Below are 19,373 nucleotides of genomic sequence, written 5' to 3'. Positions count from 1 at the left end.
ACGAAAGGTTGGCACGGTGAAGATCCTGCACACCTCCGACTGGCACGTCGGCAAGGTCCTCAAGGGGCAGTCCCGCGCCGACGAGCACAAGCAGGTGCTCGCCCAGGTGATCGAGATCGCCCGGGTCGAGCGGCCCGACCTGGTCATCGTGGCCGGCGACCTGTACGACACCGCCGCGCCCACCCCCGAGGCGACCCGGCTGGTGACCCGGGCGCTGACCGCGCTGCGGCGCACCGGGGCGGACGTGGTGGCGATCGGCGGCAACCACGACAACGGGGCGGCTCTGGACGCGCTGCGGCCCTGGGCCGAGGCCGCCGGCATCACCCTGCGGGGCAGCGTCCGGGACAATCCGGCCGAGCACGTCATCGACGGCGTCACCGCCGGCGGCGAGCGCTGGCGGTTGGCCGCGCTGCCCTTCCTGTCCCAGCGCTACGCGGTCCGTGCCGTGGAGATGTACGAGCTGACCGCCGCCGAGGCCAACCAGACGTACGCCGACCACCTCGGGCGGGTGCTCGCCCGGCTGGCCGACGGCTTCACCGAGCCGGACCGGGTGCACCTGGTCACCGCGCACCTGACCGTGGTCGGGGCGAGCACCGGCGGCGGCGAGCGGGACGCGCACACCGTCCTGGGCTACGCGGTGCCGGCCACGGTCTTCCCCGGCAACGCGCACTACGTGGCGCTGGGCCACCTGCACCGCTCACAGCGGGTCATCGGGCCCTGCCCGATCCGCTACAGCGGCAGCCCGCTCGCCGTCGACTTCGGGGAGCAGGAGAACGTGGGTTCGGTGACGCTGGTCGAGGTGACCGCGACGACCGCCGCCCAGATCCGCGAGGTGCCCGTGCCGGGGGCGGTGCCGCTGCGGACCGTCCGGGGCACCCTGGCCCAGCTCGCCGAGCTCGACCCGCCCGACGGCTGGCTGCGGGTCTACGTCCGCGAGCAGCCCCGCGCCGGCCTGCGGGAGGAGGTGCAGGAGCTGCTGCCCCGGGCGCTGGAGATCCGGATCGACCCGGAGCTGATGCCGGCCCCCGGCAGCGCCACCCGCACCGCCCAGCGCGCCGGCCGCTCGCCGCGGGAGCTCTTCGCCGACTACCTGAGCAGCCGGGGCCACGGCGACGACGGCGTCCAGGAACTCTTCGACGAGCTGCTCGAGGGGATCGATCACTGATGCGGCCGATACGGCTGGACATGGCCGGGTTCACCGTCTTCCGCGAGGAGACCACCGTCGACTTCACCGACGCGGACTTCTTCGCGCTGGTCGGGCCGACCGGCTCCGGAAAGTCGACGGTGCTCGACGCGATCTGCTTCGCCCTCTACGGCACCGTGCCCCGCTGGGGCGGCGCCCGGGGGCTGGCCAACGCGCTCGCCCCGTCGGCGAACGAGGCCCGGGTCCGGCTGGTCTTCGAGTCCGCCGGTGACCGGTACGTGGCCACCCGGGTGGTGCGCCGGGACGGCCGGGGCACCGTGAAGACCGCCAACGCCGGGCTGCAGCTGATGCCGGCCGGGTTCGACGTCACCAAGCTCGACACCGGGCTCAGCCCGGAGGACCTGGGCGAGGTGGTAGCCGGCACCCCCGCCGAGATGGAGCAGGCGGTGCTGGACGCGGTCGGGCTGCCGTACGAGCAGTTCACCAGCTGCGTGGTGCTGCCGCAGGGGCAGTTCGCCGACTTCCTGCACGCCAAGCCGGCCACCCGGCAGCAGATCCTGGTCAACCTGCTCGGCCTCGGCATCTACGAGGAGGTGCAGAAGAAGGCCACCGAGCGCGCCGGGCAGGCCGAGGCGAAGCTGGAGACGGTCGACAAGCTGCTCGGCGGCCTCGCCGACGTCGACGACGAGACGCTGGCCGGCGCGCGGCAGCGGGTCGACCGGATGGGCGGGCTGGCGGAGGCGGTCGCGGTGGCCGTACCCGAGCTGGACCGGGCCCGGGCGACAGCGCGCGAGCAGACGGCGGCGCTGGCCGAGCGGGACGCGGAGCTGGCCGTGCTGGCCGGAGTGCGGCCGCCGGACGGGATCGCCGAGCTGGCCCGGGCGGTGTCGGCGGCGCGGGTCGCGGCCGACGAGGCCGCCACGGCCGTCGGGCTCGCCGAGGAGCGGGAGGAGAAGCTGCGCGGCGAGCTGGCCGCGGCCGGCGACGAGAGCGCGCTGCGGCTGCTGCTCAAGGCGCACGCCGACCGGGAGAAGCTGACCGGCCAGGTGGCAGCGGTCCGCGCGGCGGTGGCCGCGGCGCAGACCGAGCACGACGCGGCGGTCGGTGCCCTGGCGGAGGCCCGGGCCGCCGCCGAGCGGGCCGAGGCGGAGCTGGACGCGGCGTTCCGGGCGCACGAGGAGGCGAAGGCCACCGACCAGGCCGTGGCGCTGCGCGCGCACCTGGTCGAGGGCGGCCCGTGCCCGGTCTGCGAGCAGGCCGTGCCCCGGGTGCCGGCGGTGCCGGCCGGATCGGCGGTGGCCCAGGCGATCGCGGCCGGCAAGGCGGCCCGGGCGGCCAGCGAGGCCGCCAAGCGGTCGGTGCAGGAACGCGACGCCGCCGCCCGTGAGCTGGACCGGGTGCTGCTGCGCGCCCGCGCCGAGCACGACCAGCTGCGGACCCGGCTGACCGAGCTGGACGACCAGCTCGCCGACGCCGCCGCGCCGGCCGCGCTGCGGGAGGCGCTGGACGAGCACGCCCGGCTACGCCGCGCCCTGGAGGAGGCCGCCGGCGCGGTCCGCGCCGGACGGGACGCCGCCCGCCGGGCCCGGGGCGCGCTCGACGGCGCGGAGGAGCGGCTGCGCCGCGCCTGGCGGGACTTCGACACGACGCGGGACGGGCTGGCCCGGTTCGGCCCGCCGGCCGCCGACCGCGACGACGTGGCCGTGGCGTGGACGGCGCTCGCCGGCTGGGCCGGTGAGCAGGCCGAGCGGCGGCGCGCCGACCGGGACGGGCTGGCCGCTTCGGTCGGCGCGGCCGAGGCCGCCGCGGCCGAGGTCGAGGAGCGGATCGGCGAGCTCTTCACCGCGGCCGGACTGGCCGTGGCCGACGATCCACGGCGGGACGCCGCGGTGGCGGTCGAGCGTGCCGAGGCGGAGCTGCGCCGGCTGACCGAGCGGCGCGAGCAGGCCGCCGAGCTGCACGAGCAGCGGGCCGGTCACGAGCGGGAGGCCCGGGTGGCGCGGGCCCTCGCCGGGCACCTGCGAGCCAACAACTTCGAGCGATGGCTGCTGGCCGAGGCGCTGGACCTGCTGGTCGACGGCGCGTCACGGATCCTGCGGGAGCTCTCCAACGGCCAGTACGACCTGGTGCACGACAAGGGCGAGTTCTTCGTGGTCGACCACCACGACGCCGGGCTGCGGCGCGGGGTGCGGACCCTCTCCGGCGGGGAGACGTTCCAGGCGTCACTGGCCCTGGCGCTGGCGCTGTCGGAGCAGCTCGCCGGGATGTCCACCAGCGCGGCCAGCCTGGAGTCGATCGTCCTGGACGAGGGCTTCGGCACGCTGGACGCGGCCACCCTGGACACGGTCGCCGCCACCCTGGAAAATCTGGCCGCCCGGGGCGACCGGATGGTCGGCGTGGTCACCCACGTGCCGGCCCTCGCCGAGCGGATCCCGGTCCGCTTCGAGGTCCGCAAGGACGCCCGCACCGCCCGGGTGGAACGGACGGGCCTGTGACGCGGTTCTACGTCGACGCGTGGGATCCGGCGTACGGGGCGTCGTTCGAGGCGGCCGGCGGGGGCGGACCGGCGGCGCCGAGCAGCGCCCAGGTCGATGTCGGCGTCGAGCTGCCGGCGACGGACTGGCGGGCGATCGACGCCCGACGGGACGTGCTCGCCCCGGACGTGGTGCTGCTGGTCGACGGGGTACGCCGGATCGACGCGAGCGTCTGGACGGCCGAGGACGACGGCGGCTCGTTCCCGGGCATCGCCGCCTCGTACGCCGCCGGGGTGGTGCGCTGCGACCTGGAGCGCGGCGCGGCGGAGCTGGCCGGGGCGCAGGTGGGCCGGGGCCTGTTCACCGCCAGCCCCTCCGCCCAGGACGTGGTGGCCGGGCAGATCCGTTACCCGGTGCACCGGGTCGGCGGCACCGGTGAGCTGAGCAAGCTGCCGGCCGCGGTGCAGGCCCCGCTGACGGCGCTGGAGGTGGCGGTCTCCGACGCCGCGCGTACCGATGGTGACCTGCTGGTGGTGGACGGCCCGCTGCGCAGCCGCCGGCACCTGCCGCGCACCCTGGGCTACATCAAGACGCAGCACAGCCAGTACCTGGACGCGCGGCTGACCGCGGTGGTCACCGGGTTGGCCCCGGGGCAGCGCTGCCCGGTGTTCCGGCTGGAGACCGCGTGGGGCGGCTATTCCTGGTATCTGCGGCTGCCGGTGGCCGGGGGCGCGCCCTGGGCGGGCATCGTCCGGATGGAGTGTTCCGCCGAGCTGACCCCGGCCGAGGCGATCGAGCTGGCCGACCTCGCCCTGGTCACCCTGCCCCGGTTCGCCTCCACCCCGTACAAGGATCCGCGGGCACCGCAGAACCTGATCCCGATCGCCGGCCTGGAGCGCCGGCTGCGCGGGCTGCTCGGCGACGCCCGCCTGCTGCACCGGGTGCTGACCGCGGCCGCCCGGGGGATCCGCCGCTGATGGGCCGGCGACGCGGCGCGGACCGGGTGGTCGAGCAGGTCGACACCGGGCAGGCCGAGCTGGTGCCCGACCCGGACCGGCCGGGTTCCTGGATGCTGCTGCTCGACGGCGCGCCGCAGTCCCATGTGGACCTGGCGGATCCGACCCACCTGGAGTTCGAGTACGTCCGGCGGCTGGCCGCCGCGATCGACCTGGTCGCACCGGCCGGCACCCCGCTGCGGGTGCTGCACCTGGGCGGGGGCGCGCTGACCCTGCCCCGGTACGTCTCGGCCACCCGTCCGGGTTCGACGCAGCGGGTGTCCGAGGTGGACGGCGCGCTGGTGGAGCTGGTCCGCCGGGCGCTGCCGTGGCCCGCCGACGCCCGGCTGCGGGTACGGGTGGCGGACGCCCGGGCCACCCTCACCGCCAGCCGGGAGGCCAGCTACGACCTGGTGGTGGCGGACGTCTTCGCCGGTGCCCGCACCCCGGCCCACCTGACCTCGGTGGAGTACGCCGCCGAGGTGGCCCGGGTGCTCCGTCCGGGCGGTTTCTATCTGGCGAACATCGCCGACGGCCCGCCGCTGCGGCACGCCCGCGCCCAGGTCGCCACGGTTCGTGCGGTGCTGCCCCGGGCCTGTCTGGTCAGCGACGCGGCGGTGCTGCGGGGGCGCCGCTACGGCAACCTGGTGCTGGTCGCGTCGCGGGTCGACCCGCCGGTGGCGGAGCTGTCCCGGCGCGCCGCCGGCGACTGGTTCCCGGGTCGGGTGCTGGCGGGCGACGAGCTGGACCGGTTCGCCGGGGGCGCTGCGGTGGTGCGGGACGCCGACGCCCGGGATTCCGCTCCGCCGCCGCCCGGAATTTTTTCCGTGCGCCGCTGAGCCGTCCGGCGGACCGCTCCGTATCATCCCGGCGGCCATGCCCGTGGGGGCCGGCTGATGGTCCGCGTGGCAGAGTGACCGGGTGACCTCCCCCGCCGCCCACCGGACGCTGCGCCCCCCGGCCGGCTACCGGCTGGCCAGGTCGGTCCGGTCGCTCACCTTCAGCCCGTACGACCCGTGCGCGCGGGTCGCCGGCGGCGCCTTCTGGTGGGCCACCCGCACCCCGGCCGGGCCGGCCACGCTCGCGCTGCGCCCCGCCGGGGACGAGCTGGTCGCCGAGGGGTACGGGCCGGGAGCGGACTGGGTCGTCGAGCGGGCCGACGCGATCGCCGGGCTCCGGGACGACCTGGCCGGGTTCGCCGACCTCGCCGCCGGGCACCCGGTGGTGGCCCGGCTGGCCCGCGAGCACCACGGGCTGCGGATGCCGGCCACCGGCCAGGTCTTCCCCCGCCTGCTGCGGGCGGTGCTGGAGCAGAAGGTCACCGGCAAGGAGGCGTACCGGGCGTACGCGGCGACGGTCCGGCACTTCCGGGAGCCGGCGCCGGGACCGATGTCGCTGCTCCTGCCGCCGCAGGCGGCAGTGGTGGCGGCCACCCCGTACTGGGTCTTCCACCCGTTCGGGGTGGAGCAGCGGCGGGCCGACACGCTGCGCCGCGCGGCCGCCGCCGCCGAACGGCTGGAGCAGTGCGCCGACACCGTCGAGGCCACCCGCCGGCTCACCGCGATCCCCGGGATCGGCCCGTGGACCGCCGCCGAGGTGGTCCGGATCGCGTACGGCGACCCGGACGCGGTCAGCGTCGGCGACTACCACATCCCGAACACCGTGGCCTGGGCCCTCGCCGGGGAGCCGCGCGGGAACGACGCCCGGATGCTGGCGCTGCTGGAGCCGTTCCGCGGCCACCGGGGGCGGGTCTGCCTGCTGCTGGAGGCGGCCGGCATCCAGGCGCCGAGGTACGGCCCCCGCGCCCCCATCCGTTCCTTCGCCGGCTACTGACCGCTCCGCCGGTCGGGGCGCGGGTCAGCCCCGGGCGCAGAGCCGGCGCAGGGTGCGACCGAGCCACCAGGCGTAGCCGTGCTGGAAGGCACGTGCGAGCGGACCGGCGGCGCGGAGGTACCAGCGGGCCGGGCGGCTGAACGTGGTCACCTCGAACCAGACCCCGTCGGCCGCCCGGGTGACCACGAACGCCTCCTCGCCGATCTCGGGATGCCCGGGCAGGGTGCCGTAGCCGAAACCAGCCCGGTCCGGCTCGTCCACCGTCCAGACCACCTCCGTCGGGCCCCAGATCCGCAGCGGGCCGACGCCGAGCCCCGGGGTGACCCGCACGCCCGCGGCGGCGCGTGGCGCGGCGGTGCGCATCACCACCCCGGCGGCCCGGTGCAGCCGCCAGTCGAGCACCGCCTCGGCGGCGGTGGGAAAGCCGCCGTCCGGCAGCCGGACCCGGTGGCGCAGGTGGTGGTAGCCGGCCGGCAGCGCGCCCTCGCGGGTCGCCCCCACCTCGGGGTACGTCAGTTCCGGCACGGCGGCCACCTCCTCGCGCAGGGACAGCGCCAGCCTACGGCCCGCACCCGGGCGGGCGGGCGGCTACGCGGCCTCGTGGAGGTCGGCCAGGCTCACCGGGGCGTACCGGCGGAGCAGCTCCTCCAACTCCGCCACCGAGACGACCTCGCCGATGACGTTGGCGCCGCCCCCCTGGTCCGGGCGGTAGCGGTGCACCAGCCGGTAGCGGTACCGCCCGCGGATCAGTTCCAAACTGACCCGCCAGCGTCCACAGCATCCGCAGATCCACTCCGGCACGCGGCGAACGGTAGCCCTGACCTGCGGTTTCACCATCCGGTCGGGGGTGACGAACCGGCCCGTCCGGGGACACGCCGCCCGACGCCACCGGTGATCTGCCTCACCACTGTCGGTGGCGTCTGATTGACTGGTCGCCGTGGACCTGCCGATCAATCCGCCGGTCGAGCCGATGCTGGCCAAGAGCGTGCCCCAACTGCCCACCGCCCCCGGCATGACGTACGAGCCGAAATGGGACGGCTTCCGCTGCATCATCTTCCGCGACGGCGACGAGGTCGAGCTGGCCAGCCGGGGCGGCAAGACGATGACCCGCTACTTCCCGGAGGTGGTCGAGCAGGCACGGCGCCAGCTCCCGCCCCGGTGCGCGGTCGACGGCGAGCTGATCGTGATCCGCCGCGACGGCCCGAGCGGCCAGCCCCGGCTCGACTTCGAGCTGCTCGCCCAGCGGATCCACCCGGCCGCCTCCCGGGTGAAGCTGCTCGCCGAGACCATCCCGGCCGACTTCGTCGCGTTCGACCTGCTCGCCCTCGACGACGAGCGGTTCACCGACCGGCCCTACCCGGAGCGGCGGGCCCGGCTGGAGCAGGCCCTGGCCAAGGTCCGCCCGCCGGTGCACGTCACCCAGATCACCACCGACCCGGAGACGGCCCGGCGCTGGTTCGACGTGTTCGAGGGGGCCGGGCTGGACGGGCTCATCGTCAAGCCGGCCGACCTGCCGTACGAGCCGGGCAAACGGCTGATGTTCAAGGTCAAGCACGCCCGCACCGCCGACGTGGTGGTGGCCGGCTTCCGCTGGCACAAGTCCGGCCCGGTGGTCGGCTCGCTGCTGCTCGGCCTCTACGACGACGCCGGCGTGCTGCACCACATCGGGGTCAGCTCGTCGTTCACCGCGGCCCGGCGCAAGGAGCTGCTGGACGAGCTGGAGCCCTACCGCGACGTCGACGGCGACCACCCGTGGGTGCACGGCGACCACGAGCGGGGCCAGCGCATCCCCGGCGGGGTGAGCCGGTGGACCGGCACCAAGAACCTGGAGTGGGAGCCGCTGCGCCCGGAGCTGGTGGCCGAGGTCGGCTACGACGCGATGGAGGGTGACCGGCTGCGGCACACCGCCCAGTTCGTCCGCTGGCGCCCCGACCGTGATCCCCGCTCCTGCCGCTACGACCAGCTGGAGCGCCCGATCCGCTACGACGTCGACCAGGTGCTGCGCGGGGATCCGGCGGCGACCATCGGCAGCGCGTCCGGTCGGGCGTAGCCTGGCCGTTGACATGATCACGGAAGGCTGCCACGTGACCCGCTTCTCCGACCGAATCCGCCGGGTCCGACCCGGCCTGGCCGGGTTCGCCGCCGCGGTGGTGCTCACCGCCGGCTGTACCCTGCCGGCCCTCGCCCCGCGCACCGAGAGCCAGGGCCCGGCGGCCGCCCCGGGCACCGCCCCGACCTGGCGCGCCTGCCCGGAGGTCCCCGACGAGCTGGTCGGCCGGGGCGCACCGGGCATGCGCTACGAGTGTGCCCGGATCGCCGTGCCCCGGAACTGGGGCAACGGCGCCGCCACCGGCGCGACGGCCGGGCCCGGGGCCGGCGAGACCTTCGAGATCTCGCTGATCCGGATCCGATCGAACAAGCAGCACGACCGGATCGGCTCGCTGGTGGTCAACCCCGGCGGTCCCGGCGCCTCCGGCGTGGACACCGCCGTCTACCTCTCCTTCGGCCCGGCGTTCGGCGGGCTGCCGGCCGCGGTGACCGACCGCTTCGACATCGTCGGGTTCGACCCGCGCGGCGTGTCCCGGTCCAGCCCGGTCAAGTGCATCTCCGACGCCGACCTGGACGCCAGCTTCGGCTACGACCCCGACCCGCAGAGCCAGGCGTCGTTCGACGGGTTGGCCGCGCTCAACCGGCGGATCGGCACCGGCTGCGGCACGAAGTACGGCGACCAGCTCCCGCTCTACGGCACCGAGCAGGCCGCCCGGGACATGGACGCGGTGCGCGCGGCGGTCGGCGACGAGAAGCTCACCTACCTCGGCTACTCGTACGGCACCCTGCTCGGCGCCGTGTACGCCCAGCTCTACCCCAAGCGGGTGCGGGCGCTGGTGCTCGACGGCGCGGTGGACCCGCAGCAGAAGCTCATCGCCGGGTCGGAGAGCCAGGCGAAGGGCTTCGAGCGGGCCTTCGACAACTTCGCCCGCTGGTGCGCGGACAACGCCGGCCGCTGCCCGATCGCGCCGGACGCCCGGGGCGCCGTCACCAGCGCCATCGACAAGGCCAAGGTCTCCCCAGTCCGCAGCCGAGACGGCCGGGAGGCCACCGCGGGCTGGGTGTTCTACGCGGTCATCTCCTCCCTCTACACCGAGGCGGGCTGGCAGGAACTGGCCCGGGCGATCGACGCGTTGCAGGGCGGCGACCCGACCGGGGTGTTCAAGCTGGCCGACGCGTACGCCGGCCGCGGCGACGACGGGCACTACTCGAACCTGTTCGACGCCAACATGGCGGTCAACTGCGCGGACGAGACCGAGAAGCCGAGCCCGCAGCAGATCCGCCAGCTCCAGTCCCAGTGGCGGGCGAAGTACCCGCTGTTCGGTCCGGCCCTGGCGGTGGGCATGTTCGGCTGCGTGGAGTGGCCCGGGGGGCGGGATCCGTACCCGACCGGGAAGGCGGCCGGCGCCCCGCCGATCGTGGTGGTCGGCACCACCGGCGACCCGGCCACCCCATACGAGCAGACCGCCGCGCTGGCCTCGATGCTGGGCGTCGGGCAGGTGCTCACCTGGGAGGGCGAGGGGCACACGGCCTACCCGCAGACCGCCTGCATCACGGCCGCCGTCGACGCGTACCTGATCTCGCTGACCGCGCCCCGGGCGGGGCTGCGCTGCCCGGCGCGCTGACCACCGCCCATCGCCGGCTGTCGCTGTGTCACGCTGCCGGCATGACCGACGCGATCTTCCGGGAGGCGGTCCGCGCGGACCTGCCGGCCATCATCGCCCTCCTCGCCGACGACGTGCTGGGCAAGGCCCGCGACTTCACCGAGGTCGACGACGCGTACGAGCAGGCGTTCGCCGACATCGCCGCCGACCCGCGCAACCACCTGGTGGTCGCGGACGCCGGCGGCGAGCTGGTCGGCTGCATGCAGATCACGTACATCCCGGGGCTGGGCCGGCACGGCGCCGAGCGGTCGCTGATCGAGTCGGTGCGGGTCCGCTCCGACCTGCGCGGCCGGGGGTTGGGGCGGCAGATGATGACCTGGGCCATCGACCAGGCCCGGGCGCGGGGCTGCGCGCTGGTGCAGCTCACCACCGACAAGACCCGCGCCGACGCGCACCGCTTCTACCGCAACCTCGGCTTCGTGGCCAGCCACGAGGGGATGAAGCTGGCGCTCTGACCCCGGCGGCTCCCCCACCGGAGGGAGCCGACTCCCCGCCGCGCGGGATGATCGCCGGCGGCCGGCACGGGCAGGCTGGGCGGGCAGCCGACGAACGGGAGTCACATGTCCACCGCCACCGCACCGGCCGCCGCCCACCCGCGCGACGGCCGGCCCGCACCCGCCTGGGCGGTCCGCGCCGCCCACCTGATCCCGCTGGTCGTCCTGCCGTCCGGGCTCTGGCGGCTCGCCCTGGTCGCCGGGGTGCCGATCGGCGCGTACGAGCACGGCGCGCCGGTCCGCACGCACGGCGGGGAGAGCGTCTACGTCGTCTCGCTGACCGTGTTCTCCGAGGCGCTGGCGCTGCTCGCGCTCGGCCTGGTCCGCCCGTGGGGCGAGGTGTTCCCCCGGTGGCTGCCGCTGCTGGGCGGGCGTCGGGTGCCGCCGTCGTTCGCGGTCACCGCCGCCACCGCCGGCGCCATCGGGATCACCCTCGTCTGGGCGTACGCGGCCTGGGGCATCATCGTTCGGGACCTCGTCGTCGAGGGCGATGGCCTGGGCTTCTCGCCGGCCGGCTTCGCGCTGCTGGTGGCCTGCTACGTCCCGCTGCTCCTCTGGGGCCCCCTCCTGCTCGCGGTCACCCTGTCCTACCAGCGCCGCCGCTGTCGCGACTGACCGGTTGCCCGGCGGTGGCGGGCGGGCTCGCCCTGGTCGCCCACGCCGCGCCTCCCCGACCGGCGGTGTCGCCAGCGGGCCCGAAGCCGGACCGCCCGCTGGGATCGCGGCTGAACCGCTGGTCGGCGGTGAGATACCGCCTTCTCGCGCAGCCGCAGAGCGGGCCCGGCCCCGTCGGTCACTCCCGCGGCCCCGCCGCCGGCGGTCAGTCGGTGACCAGGCGGCCGTCGCGGAGGGTGAGGGTGCGGTCGGCCATCTCGATCAGCGCCGGGTCGTGGGTGGCGACCAGGGCGGTCATGCCCCGGGCGTGCACCACGGCCCGGAGCAGGTCCATGATGGACCGCCCGGTCTCCGAGTCGAGCTGGCCGGTCGGCTCGTCGGCGATGAGCAGGTCCGGCTCGTTCGCCAGGGCGCGGGCCACCGCCACCCGCTGCTGCTGCCCGCCGGACAGCTCGTACGGGCGCTGCGCGGCGTGCCCGCCCAGCCCGACCAGCTCCAGCAGCACCGCCACCCGCTGCTCCCGCTCCGCGGCCGGCACCTTGGCCAGCCGCAGCGGCACCCCGACGTTCTCGGCCGCCGACAGGATCGGCACCAGCCCGAAGGTCTGGAAGACGAAGCCGACGGTGCCCCGACGCAGCGCGAGCAGCTCCCGCTCGCTCGCACCGGTCACGTCGTGCCCGGCCACCCGGACCCGCCCGCTGTCCGGCCGGTCCAGGCCGCCGACCAAGTTGAGCAGGGTGGTCTTGCCGGCACCGGAGCGACCCCGCATCGCGACCAGCTCGCCCCGGCCGGCGGAGAAGGACACGTCCCGCACGGCGTGCACCGCATGCTCGCCCCGCCCGAAGGTGCGGCTCAGCGCCTCGACCCGGACCACCTCGTCGGTGGTGACGACGCGGGCCGGCGCCAAAGTCGACTCGCTCATGCCGCCACCTCGCTCCGCTCGGCGTCGGCATGAGGCACCACAACGCCGCACTGATGATCCGCTCGCTGACGCTCGCTCATGCCTGCTCCTTCTCGGCGTGCGCCCGGTCGCCGGGCCGCACCTCGACGTGGTCGGATTCCAGATTGAGCCGGACCCGGTCGCGCAGCGACAGCGCGTCCACGAAGGACGCCGGGAGCTGCATCCGGCCGGTCCGGTCAAGCACCGCGTACTCCTCGCTGACCAGCTCGGTGCTGCCGTCGGCCGCGACGCGGGCGGTGCGGCGTACCTCGGAGGAGGTGCGGCCGTCGCGGATCGCGACGGTCCGGCGGACCTGGCTGGCCACGGCGTGGTCATGGGTGACCACCACGATGGTGACGCCCAGCTCGGCGTTGATGGTCCGCAGCGCGGCGAAGACCTCGGCCCCGGTCGCCTCGTCCAGCTCACCGGTCGGCTCGTCGGCGAAGAGCACCTCCGGGTCGTTGGCCACCGACACGGCGACCGCGCAGCGCTGCTGCTCGCCGCCGCTCATCTGGCCGGGCTTCCGGTCCGCGCAGTAGCCGACGCCGACCAGGTCGAGCAGCTCGCGGGCCCGTTCCCGCCGGGCCCGCCGGCTGCGCCCGCCGGCCAGCCGCATCGGCAGCTCCACGTTCTCCAGCGCGGTCAGGTACGGCAGCAGGTTCCGCCCGGTCTGCTGCCAGACGAAGCCGACCAGCTGCCGGCGGTAGGCGAGCCGGCGCCGGTTCGACAGGGCGAGCAGGTCGTACTCGGCGACCCGGGCGATGCCGGCGGTGGGCGTGTCCAGCCCGGAAAGGATGTTCAGCAGCGTCGACTTGCCGGAGCCGGAGGCCCCCACGATCGCCACCAGCTCGCCCCGGTCGATGACCAGGTCGAGACCCTGGAGGGCGACCACCTCCACCCCCTCGGTCTTGAAGATGCGGACCAGGCCGTCGCAGACGATGTGCCCGCGCAACCGGTCCCGCCCGCCGGCCCGTTCGGCGGCGCGCTGCGCGGCGCGCTGCTGGAGGGCGGCCAGGTCCGGCACGGCGGACGCCTCGGCGGTCGCTGTCATCTCAGCTCTCCTCTCCGAGCCGGAGCACCTCGCCGAGGCGCATCCGGCGGTTGTTCAGGGCCTCGACGGCGATCGCGAAGCCGAGGGCCAGCGCGGCGAGGCCCAGCACACCGGCCACCAGGCCGGGTTCGAAACTCGCCCGCACGGCGACGCCGCCGGTGAACGCGGGCAGGCCAAGCACCGGGGTGAGCAGCATCGGCAGCAGCGCCCCGACCACCGCGCCGGTGAGCACCGACACCAGCACCAGCGGGGTCAGCTCGACCAGCAGCAGCCCGCGCCACTGCCGGCGGGACAGGCCCATGGTGCGCAGCCGGGACAGCACCTGCCCCCGCCCCCGCGCCCCGGCGAGGACCGCGAACGCGAGCGCGAGCAGGCCCAGCGCGCCGCCGCCGGCCGCGCCCATGGTGAAGCCGAAGACCAGCAGGCCGTTCACCCCGCTGCCGCCCAGTTCAGCGCGGACCGCCGACCGGACCCGCAGCTCCGGCTGGCGGGGCCGCTCCCCGGCGGTGACCGCCCCGGTGCGCTGGTAGCGCTGCTGCCCCTCGTTGACCACCCGGGCCACCGCGGCCTGTTCCACCCGCTCCCCGGCCAGCACGAAACCCGTGGGTACGAGCGGATGCGGGGCGTTCGCGGGCAGCGCCGGCCAGGGCAGCACCACGAACCGGTCCACGTCCCGGTCGATCAGCGGGAACTCGGTGACGGTGGCGGCGGTGCGCACCGGCAGCCGGTTGCCCTGCACGTCCAGCCAGGCGGGTCGGCGGCCCTGCGGGTCGGCGAGCCCGGCCTCGGTGAACTCCTCGGCGAGCGCCGGGGAGACCAGCGCCGGCAGCGGCGTGGTGCCGTCGCCGGTGGCGCGCAGCGCGTCGGGGACGGTCACCGGTACGCCCGCGCGGCGGGCCACCTCGGCGAAACGGGCGCCGTCGACCAGCAGCACCCGGGTGTCGCCGACCCCGCCGAACCGGCCGGCCTGGTCGGCGTACGGGCGCACGTTGGGCTCGACCAGCAGCGGGGCCACCGCTTGGGCGCCGGGCAGCGCGGCCAGCGCCTCGGTGGTGTCCGGGGCGAACCGTTCCCCGTTGACCAGGACGTCCCCGGGGACGGCCCGGACGGCGGCCCGGTCCCGGCCGGCCTCGATGCCGGCCGCCACCACCCCGCAGAACGCGGCGGTGGCGACGGCGAGGACGACCACGACGAGCGGGCCGGTGGTGGCGGCCCGGCCGGCGCGGGCGGTGCCGAGGAACGCCACGCTGCCCCGCGCCCGGGCGGCGAGCCGGCTGAGCAGCCGCAGCGGCCACGGGTACGCGCGCAGCGCGACCAGTGCCGCGGCCACCGCCAGCAGCACCGGCACGGAGACCAGCAGCGGGTCCACCGACCCGTCGAGGGCCAGGCCCCGGCGGCGCAGCAGGAACGCCCCGAGCACGGCGATGCCGAGCACGGTCACCTCGACGGTGAGCCGGAAGGTGGTGGACCGGGTGCTGATCAGATCGGCCCGGCCGGCGCCACCGCGTGCGGCGGTGAGCGCGGCGACCGGCGGGACCAGGGTGACCAGCACCGCGACGAGCAGCACCCAGCGCAGCTCGGTGCCCTCGCCGGGCAGCAGGCCGCCGAGCAGCCAACCGAAGCCGGCCGCGGCCGGCAGCACGAGCACCGACTCGGCGAGCCCGCGGCGGAGCACCGCCCCGGTCGAGCCGCCCCGGGCGCGCAGCAGCACGTACTCGGACCGGCGCCGGCGCGCCGCCAGGCGGGCGGCGAGCAGGGTCAGGCCGGCCAGAGTGGCGAGCAGCCCGGCCGCGATGATCGCGAGCAGCGTACGGGCGGAGGCGAGCGAGTCGGCGAACTGCCGCAACGGGATGTCGACCCCTTGGGAGAAGCTGAGCCCGGTCGGCTTGGGGGTCCGGTCGAGGCTGCTCAGCCCTTCGATCAGCGCGTCGAGCCGGGCCGGGGCGATGCGGTCCGGCGAGACCCGGTAGCGCCAGCCGAAGCTGACCGGCCAGCCGGCGTCGGCCAACGCGGCCAGGCCCTGGTCGGCGGTCACCCCGACCATCAGGAACGGTTCTCCGTCGCCCTCGGGCTCACCGAGCCGCAGCAACGAGGGAAGCGCGTCCCAGATCCCGCTGCGCCCGTCGGCCGGCCGGAACAGGCCGACCACGTTGATCTTCGCGCGCGCCGTCGCGTTGCCGTCGGCATCCAGGATGGACAGGGTGAGCCGGCTACCGGCACGCAGCCCGAGCCGACCGGCGACCGAGTCGGCGAGAGCCAGCTCGACGGAGCGGTCGGCGGGCCGACCCGTGCCGGGCCACCGGCCCTCGACCAGGGCCGCCGCATCCTCGACTCCGGTCACCGTCCGCACGCTGAGATCGATCAGCCCCTTGTCGGCGGTCAACTCCGGCCCCTTGAGCCGGGCGAACGAGGTCTGCGCGGCGAACCACCGCTCGCCGATCACCTGCTGCACGGCGGGTGGCATCCGCTGCTGGAACGTGTCCAGCTCGGCCGCGCGGCTGGCCAGCAGCTCCCGGCTCCCGGAGCGGATCAGCGCCGGCTCCGTCGTGTAGTTCAGGTCCCGGTGAGCCACCGGCTGGGCCGCCACGTGCTCCCGCAGCCCCTGCCCGGTGAGCCGATCGGCCACCCGCGGCACCGCCGTGATCAGCAGGGCGGTGGCCAGGGTCAGCACCGCGAGGAGGAGGAAATGTCCCCCGTACGCCCGGACCCGCCGGGCCACCCTGAACAGGCTCATCGGTCTCCCCCGATCCGCAGCTGCACGGCGGCCACCCGCTGGCGGATGCCGGTGGTGATGACCGCGGCGAAGGCCAGCGCGGCGAGCAGCAGCCCGGCCGCGGTCAGGCCGATCGGCGTCCAGGGCACCGTGAAGACCGCCTCCGGCACCGGCCGGCCGGCGGCCGGGGTGAGGATCACCAGCGGCACCATGGTGGCCGCGACCCCGGCCCCGACCAGCAGCCCGACACCGACCCCGATGCCGGCCAGGAAGGCCTGCTCGGCGAGGAGTGCTCGGGCCAGCAGCCGGGCGTTCGCGCCCAGCGTGTGCAGCACGGCGAACTCGGTCAGCCGGTGCCGGGTGGTGGCCCAGACGTCCACGGCGAGACCGACCAGGGCGAGCAGCGCCGACCCGAGCGCGGCGGCCAGCAGCCCGACCCGGGCGCCCCGCCAGTACGGGTCCCGGGCTGCCTCCGCCGCCACCTGGCGCCGGTCGAGCAGGGTGGTCCCGGGCAGCGCGGCGAGGGCCTCCGCCGCAGCGGCGTGACCGCTGTCGTCGGTGCGCAGCCACCACTCGGCCGTCGACCGGACCGTGCCCTGCTGGCGTAGCAGCAGGTTGGTGGCGGCGGGCAGGTCCAGCAGCACCCCGTCACCAGCGGTGCCGGGGACGGCCTTGACCTGCCCGACCACCGTCACCGGCAGGGAGACCCCGGACAGCGACAGGTTGATGGTGTCGCCGGTTCGGACGTTCAGCGCCGCGGCTGCGCCGGACGTGACCAGCGCCGGCACCGGCGGGTCCTCCCCGACGGGCACCACGGCGATCCGGGCCGACGGCGCGCTGATGAATTCCCGCATACCCTCGGGCACTACGAAACCGCGGGTGGCGTCGACGGAGTCCCCGCCGGCCTGGGCCGCCGATCGCGCTCCCTCCTCGCCGCTGATCCGCCACTCGCCGTCGAGGGCCAGTGGCCGGCTGCCGCCGGCGGAATCGGTGAGCCGGAGCCCGTTGATCCGCAGTCGGTAGCTCTCGCCGACCGCCTCGCCGCCGTCGGCCTCGAACCCGGCCAGCCGCAGCGGGGCGCCGCCGGTCTCGGGCAGCGGCACGGAGAAGGACACCGGCCGGCCGTCGCCCTGGCCGACCGCCAGCGGCAGCCGCCAGGCCGTACCGGAGTCGGTGACGAGCAGCGCGGCCACGGACACCCGCGGCTGCTCGAACCGCGTCTCGACGGGGGTGCGAACGGTGCCGGAGAGCGTCCGCGCATCGGCCTGAAGGGCGATCCCGGCGGGCGCGACCCGCTTGCGGGACAGCCGGTCGAGCAGCTCGTCACCGGACGCCCCACCGGCGGCGTCGTCGAGCCGGATCATGCCGGTCGCGGCGGCGGCGTCCAGGCTCACCACGGTCGCCTCCCGGTTGTCGCGGCCGAGCCGCACGTCGTCGCGCCACGCCGGCAGCACCCGGTCCAGCCCGGGCACCGCGGCCAGCCGGCCCGCCCGGTCGGCCGGGGCGCTCCCGCTCCGCTCGACCAGCCGCAGGTCGGTGCCGACGGTGTGCCGGGCCTGGTCCTGCTGCGACCGCTCCCAGGAGGCGACCAACGACCAGGCGAGCGTGCTGCCGCCGACGGCGAGAGCGAGCAGCAGCACCGGCCCGGCGTGCGGCCGGCGGCCGGCCTGCCACATGCCGAACACGGTGGCCGTCCACGGCCGCCGGTCGACGAACCGCTCGGCGACCCGGGTCGCCGGCGGCAGCAGCCGCAACGCGACGACCGCGCCGGCCAGCACCCCGATGGTGGGCGCGGCGGCGAGCAGCGGGTCGATGCCGAGCCGCCCGCCGGCCCCGGCCAGCGGCGAGGAGTACTGCCGGAGCTGGGTCCAGGCGAGCACGGCGAGCACGACGAGGGCCAGGTCGACGCTGGCGCGCTGCACCGCCGCGCCGCGGGTCGGGCGGGACCGGGCCGCCATGTCGGCGACGTAGGTGCCGGCCCGCCGCAGCGCGGGCATCACCATGGCGAGCAGGCAGCCGATCGCGGCAGCGACCGCGACCAGCCAGACCTGGGCGAGGCCGCCGTCGGCCAGCCGCAGGTCGGCGCCGAGCCGCTGCACGGCCTGCCCGGTCAGCGGCGGGGCGAGCAGCATGGCCGGCGCCACCACCAGGGTCGCCTCCCGCACGGCGAGGCCGGCGAGCTGGCCGCGGGCGGCGCCCCGGGCGCGCAGCAGTGCAGTCTGCGCCCGCCGGTCCTCGTTGAGCAGCGCGGCGACCAGCACCAGCGCGTACCCGCCGAGCACCACGATCAGCAACAGCGGGGTGAGCAGGGCGGACCGGCCCACCAGGTCGGCTCGGCCGAGCCGGTCGATCAGCTGGTCCAGCTTGCTGACGGCCTGCGCGGACGAGCCGAGGCCGGTGGCGTCGGGGATCTTCGCCGAGATGGTGGCGACGGCGGTCTTGACCGAGACCAGCCGGCTCGGCTCGACCACCGCGAGGTCCGGCTGCACGAGCCAGGACGCGGACACCGAGCCGGGGAAGGTACGGGCGAAGTCGGCCGGGTCCAGCGCGAACGGCCCGTACGAGGTGACCGCACCCGGGTCACCCTCGCCCACTCCGGGAGCCAGCCGCCAGTACGCCTCGGTCGGGTCACGGGGCCGCCAGATTCCGGCGACCACGACCGCGCCGGCCCGCTCGGTGCTGCGGTCGTAGAGCGGCACCCGATCGCCGGTGCGCAGCCCGAGCTGGCCGGCGACCTTCTCGGGCAGCGTCACCTGCAGCGGGTTCGCCCCGGGCGTCGGCCACGACCCGGCGGTGAGTTGGGCGTGCGCGGCCAGGTTGTCGAGGGTGCCGAGGTTGGCGAAGACCGCGTCGTCGCCGGTCCGGGCGGCGCCGAGGTCCCCGGTCAGCTCGCGCCCGGTGCCGTAGCGGGCGGCGGCGACGGTGACCGGCACCTCGCCCAGGCCGGCGGCGAACTGGGCGCGGACCGCCCGGTCCCGTTCGGCGTACGCGGCCGCGTCCGGTCCGCCGGAGCCGCTGACCAGCAGGCTGCGCTCCTCGGCCGGGGCGGCGTCGAGCACCACCCGCGCTCCGGCGTCGACGGCCCGCCGGTTGTAGTCGGAGAGCCCGGTGACCAGTGCCACCGCGACCAGGGCCGCCACGGCGGCGGCGAGCAGCAGCCCGCGCGCCTCGACGGCCCGCCTCCACACCAACTTCATCCGACGCCCTCCCCTGGCCCCCGGTCGGGCCGATGAAAAGGAAGACCGGTCGGGGGGCGGGAAAGGTTCGCGCCCGTTACATGATCGTTACCAGCCGCCTCAGCGGGCCACGAACCGACGGGCCAACGGGCAGGTCTGCACGGCCTCTGGAGCTGACAGCACAGGCGAGTCAACGCCGGATCGGCGGTGAATCGTTTACGCCAT

Annotated in this window: 15 protein-coding genes; 9 read left to right on the top strand and 6 right to left on the bottom strand. The window is 76.0% G+C overall.

Translation table 11 applies throughout. The features are described 5' to 3' along the window. Nucleotides 1–16 precede the first annotated feature (16 nt). The 5 genes from ACFYM6_RS17625 to ACFYM6_RS17605 all read left to right on the top strand — a co-directional run bounded on the left by ACFYM6_RS17625 (nt 17) and on the right by ACFYM6_RS17605 (nt 6,446). Entirely contained in the window at nt 17–1,165 is a 1,149-nt protein-coding gene (locus tag ACFYM6_RS17625; protein ID WP_387276630.1) for an exonuclease SbcCD subunit D, read from the top strand. Further along, complete coding sequence (locus ACFYM6_RS17620) at nt 1,165–3,639, top strand: AAA family ATPase (RefSeq protein WP_387276628.1); 2,475 nt, start codon at nt 1,165–1,167, stop codon at nt 3,637–3,639. Before ACFYM6_RS17625 ends, ACFYM6_RS17620 begins: the two co-directional genes overlap by 1 nt. Next, nucleotides 3,636–4,595: a hypothetical protein gene (locus ACFYM6_RS17615; protein ID WP_357433265.1), complete on the top strand. Its 960-nt coding sequence runs from the start codon at nt 3,636–3,638 to the stop codon at nt 4,593–4,595. The genes ACFYM6_RS17620 and ACFYM6_RS17615 overlap by 4 nt, the downstream gene beginning before the upstream one ends. Further along, nucleotides 4,595–5,452 (top strand): spermidine synthase, encoded by an 858-nt coding sequence (locus ACFYM6_RS17610; RefSeq protein ID WP_387276626.1) that lies wholly within the window; start codon nt 4,595–4,597, stop codon nt 5,450–5,452. The genes ACFYM6_RS17615 and ACFYM6_RS17610 overlap by 1 nt, the downstream gene beginning before the upstream one ends. Nucleotides 5,453–5,534: 82 nt before the next feature. Next, entirely contained in the window at nt 5,535–6,446 is a 912-nt protein-coding gene (locus ACFYM6_RS17605) for a DNA-3-methyladenine glycosylase family protein (protein ID WP_387276624.1), read from the top strand. Nucleotides 6,447–6,470: 24 nt separating this feature from the next. Here ACFYM6_RS17605 and ACFYM6_RS17600 read toward each other — a convergent pair whose 3' ends face one another. Both ACFYM6_RS17600 and ACFYM6_RS17595 read right to left on the bottom strand, forming a co-directional pair. After that, nucleotides 6,471–6,971, bottom strand: coding sequence for a DUF1990 family protein (locus ACFYM6_RS17600; RefSeq protein ID WP_387276622.1), 501 nt, complete (start codon nt 6,969–6,971; stop codon nt 6,471–6,473). Nucleotides 6,972–7,034: 63 nt separating this feature from the next. Then, nucleotides 7,035–7,247 (bottom strand): hypothetical protein, encoded by a 213-nt coding sequence (locus ACFYM6_RS17595; RefSeq protein ID WP_387276620.1) that lies wholly within the window; start codon nt 7,245–7,247, stop codon nt 7,035–7,037. A 136-nt stretch (nt 7,248–7,383) separates the two neighbouring features. On the opposite strand from ACFYM6_RS17595, the gene ACFYM6_RS17590 reads away from it, so the two are divergent. The 4 genes from ACFYM6_RS17590 to ACFYM6_RS17575 all read left to right on the top strand — a co-directional run bounded on the left by ACFYM6_RS17590 (nt 7,384) and on the right by ACFYM6_RS17575 (nt 11,268). Further along, nucleotides 7,384–8,496, top strand: coding sequence for an ATP-dependent DNA ligase (locus ACFYM6_RS17590; protein ID WP_387276618.1), 1,113 nt, complete (start codon nt 7,384–7,386; stop codon nt 8,494–8,496). Nucleotides 8,497–8,509: 13 nt separating this feature from the next. Continuing rightward, entirely contained in the window at nt 8,510–10,120 is a 1,611-nt protein-coding gene (locus ACFYM6_RS17585) for an alpha/beta hydrolase (RefSeq protein WP_387276616.1), read from the top strand. 41 nt (nt 10,121–10,161) lie between these two features. Further along, nucleotides 10,162–10,614, top strand: coding sequence for a GNAT family N-acetyltransferase (locus ACFYM6_RS17580; protein WP_387276614.1), 453 nt, complete (start codon nt 10,162–10,164; stop codon nt 10,612–10,614). 105 nt (nt 10,615–10,719) lie between these two features. Next, nucleotides 10,720–11,268, top strand: coding sequence for a hypothetical protein (locus tag ACFYM6_RS17575; RefSeq protein WP_387276612.1), 549 nt, complete (start codon nt 10,720–10,722; stop codon nt 11,266–11,268). Nucleotides 11,269–11,473: 205 nt separating this feature from the next. On the opposite strand, the gene ACFYM6_RS17570 is transcribed toward ACFYM6_RS17575, so the two are convergent. The 4 genes from ACFYM6_RS17570 to ACFYM6_RS17555 all read right to left on the bottom strand — a co-directional run bounded on the left by ACFYM6_RS17570 (nt 11,474) and on the right by ACFYM6_RS17555 (nt 19,169). Then, a complete protein-coding gene (locus ACFYM6_RS17570) occupies nt 11,474–12,190 on the bottom strand; it encodes an ABC transporter ATP-binding protein (RefSeq protein WP_387276610.1) in 717 nt (238 codons plus the stop codon). A 76-nt stretch (nt 12,191–12,266) separates the two neighbouring features. After that, nucleotides 12,267–13,259, bottom strand: coding sequence for an ABC transporter ATP-binding protein (locus ACFYM6_RS17565; protein ID WP_387276608.1), 993 nt, complete (start codon nt 13,257–13,259; stop codon nt 12,267–12,269). A gap of 1 nt (nt 13,260) precedes the next feature. Beyond that, nucleotides 13,261–15,993: a hypothetical protein gene (locus ACFYM6_RS17560; RefSeq protein WP_387276606.1), complete on the bottom strand. Its 2,733-nt coding sequence runs from the start codon at nt 15,991–15,993 to the stop codon at nt 13,261–13,263. Next, a complete protein-coding gene (locus ACFYM6_RS17555; protein ID WP_387276604.1) occupies nt 15,990–19,169 on the bottom strand; it encodes an FtsX-like permease family protein in 3,180 nt (1,059 codons plus the stop codon). The genes ACFYM6_RS17560 and ACFYM6_RS17555 overlap by 4 nt, the downstream gene beginning before the upstream one ends. Nucleotides 19,170–19,373: the final 204 nt, after the last annotated feature.

This window comes from Micromonospora sp. NPDC006431 (assembly GCF_042870725.1).
Classification (GTDB): domain Bacteria; phylum Actinomycetota; class Actinomycetes; order Mycobacteriales; family Micromonosporaceae; genus Micromonospora.
This window is presented reverse-complemented; position numbering and strand designations above follow the sequence as displayed.

What these genes read in the sequence shown, in the direction of transcription:
- ACFYM6_RS17620 (WP_387276628.1), top strand. Translation starts at nt 1,165, where the DNA reads ATGCGGCCGATACGGCTGGACATGGCCGGGTTCACCGTCTTCCGCGAG.
- ACFYM6_RS17610 (WP_387276626.1), top strand. Translation starts at nt 4,595, where the DNA reads ATGGGCCGGCGACGCGGCGCGGACCGGGTGGTCGAGCAGGTCGACACC.
- ACFYM6_RS17585 (WP_387276616.1), top strand. Translation starts at nt 8,510, where the DNA reads ATGATCACGGAAGGCTGCCACGTGACCCGCTTCTCCGACCGAATCCGC.
- ACFYM6_RS17580 (WP_387276614.1), top strand. Translation starts at nt 10,162, where the DNA reads ATGACCGACGCGATCTTCCGGGAGGCGGTCCGCGCGGACCTGCCGGCC.
- ACFYM6_RS17575 (WP_387276612.1), top strand. Translation starts at nt 10,720, where the DNA reads ATGTCCACCGCCACCGCACCGGCCGCCGCCCACCCGCGCGACGGCCGG.
- ACFYM6_RS17570 (WP_387276610.1), bottom strand. Translation starts at nt 12,190, where the DNA reads ATGAGCGAGTCGACTTTGGCGCCGGCCCGCGTCGTCACCACCGACGAG.
- ACFYM6_RS17565 (WP_387276608.1), bottom strand. Translation starts at nt 13,259, where the DNA reads ATGACAGCGACCGCCGAGGCGTCCGCCGTGCCGGACCTGGCCGCCCTC.
- ACFYM6_RS17560 (WP_387276606.1), bottom strand. Translation starts at nt 15,993, where the DNA reads ATGAGCCTGTTCAGGGTGGCCCGGCGGGTCCGGGCGTACGGGGGACAT.
- ACFYM6_RS17555 (WP_387276604.1), bottom strand. Translation starts at nt 19,169, where the DNA reads ATGAAGTTGGTGTGGAGGCGGGCCGTCGAGGCGCGCGGGCTGCTGCTC.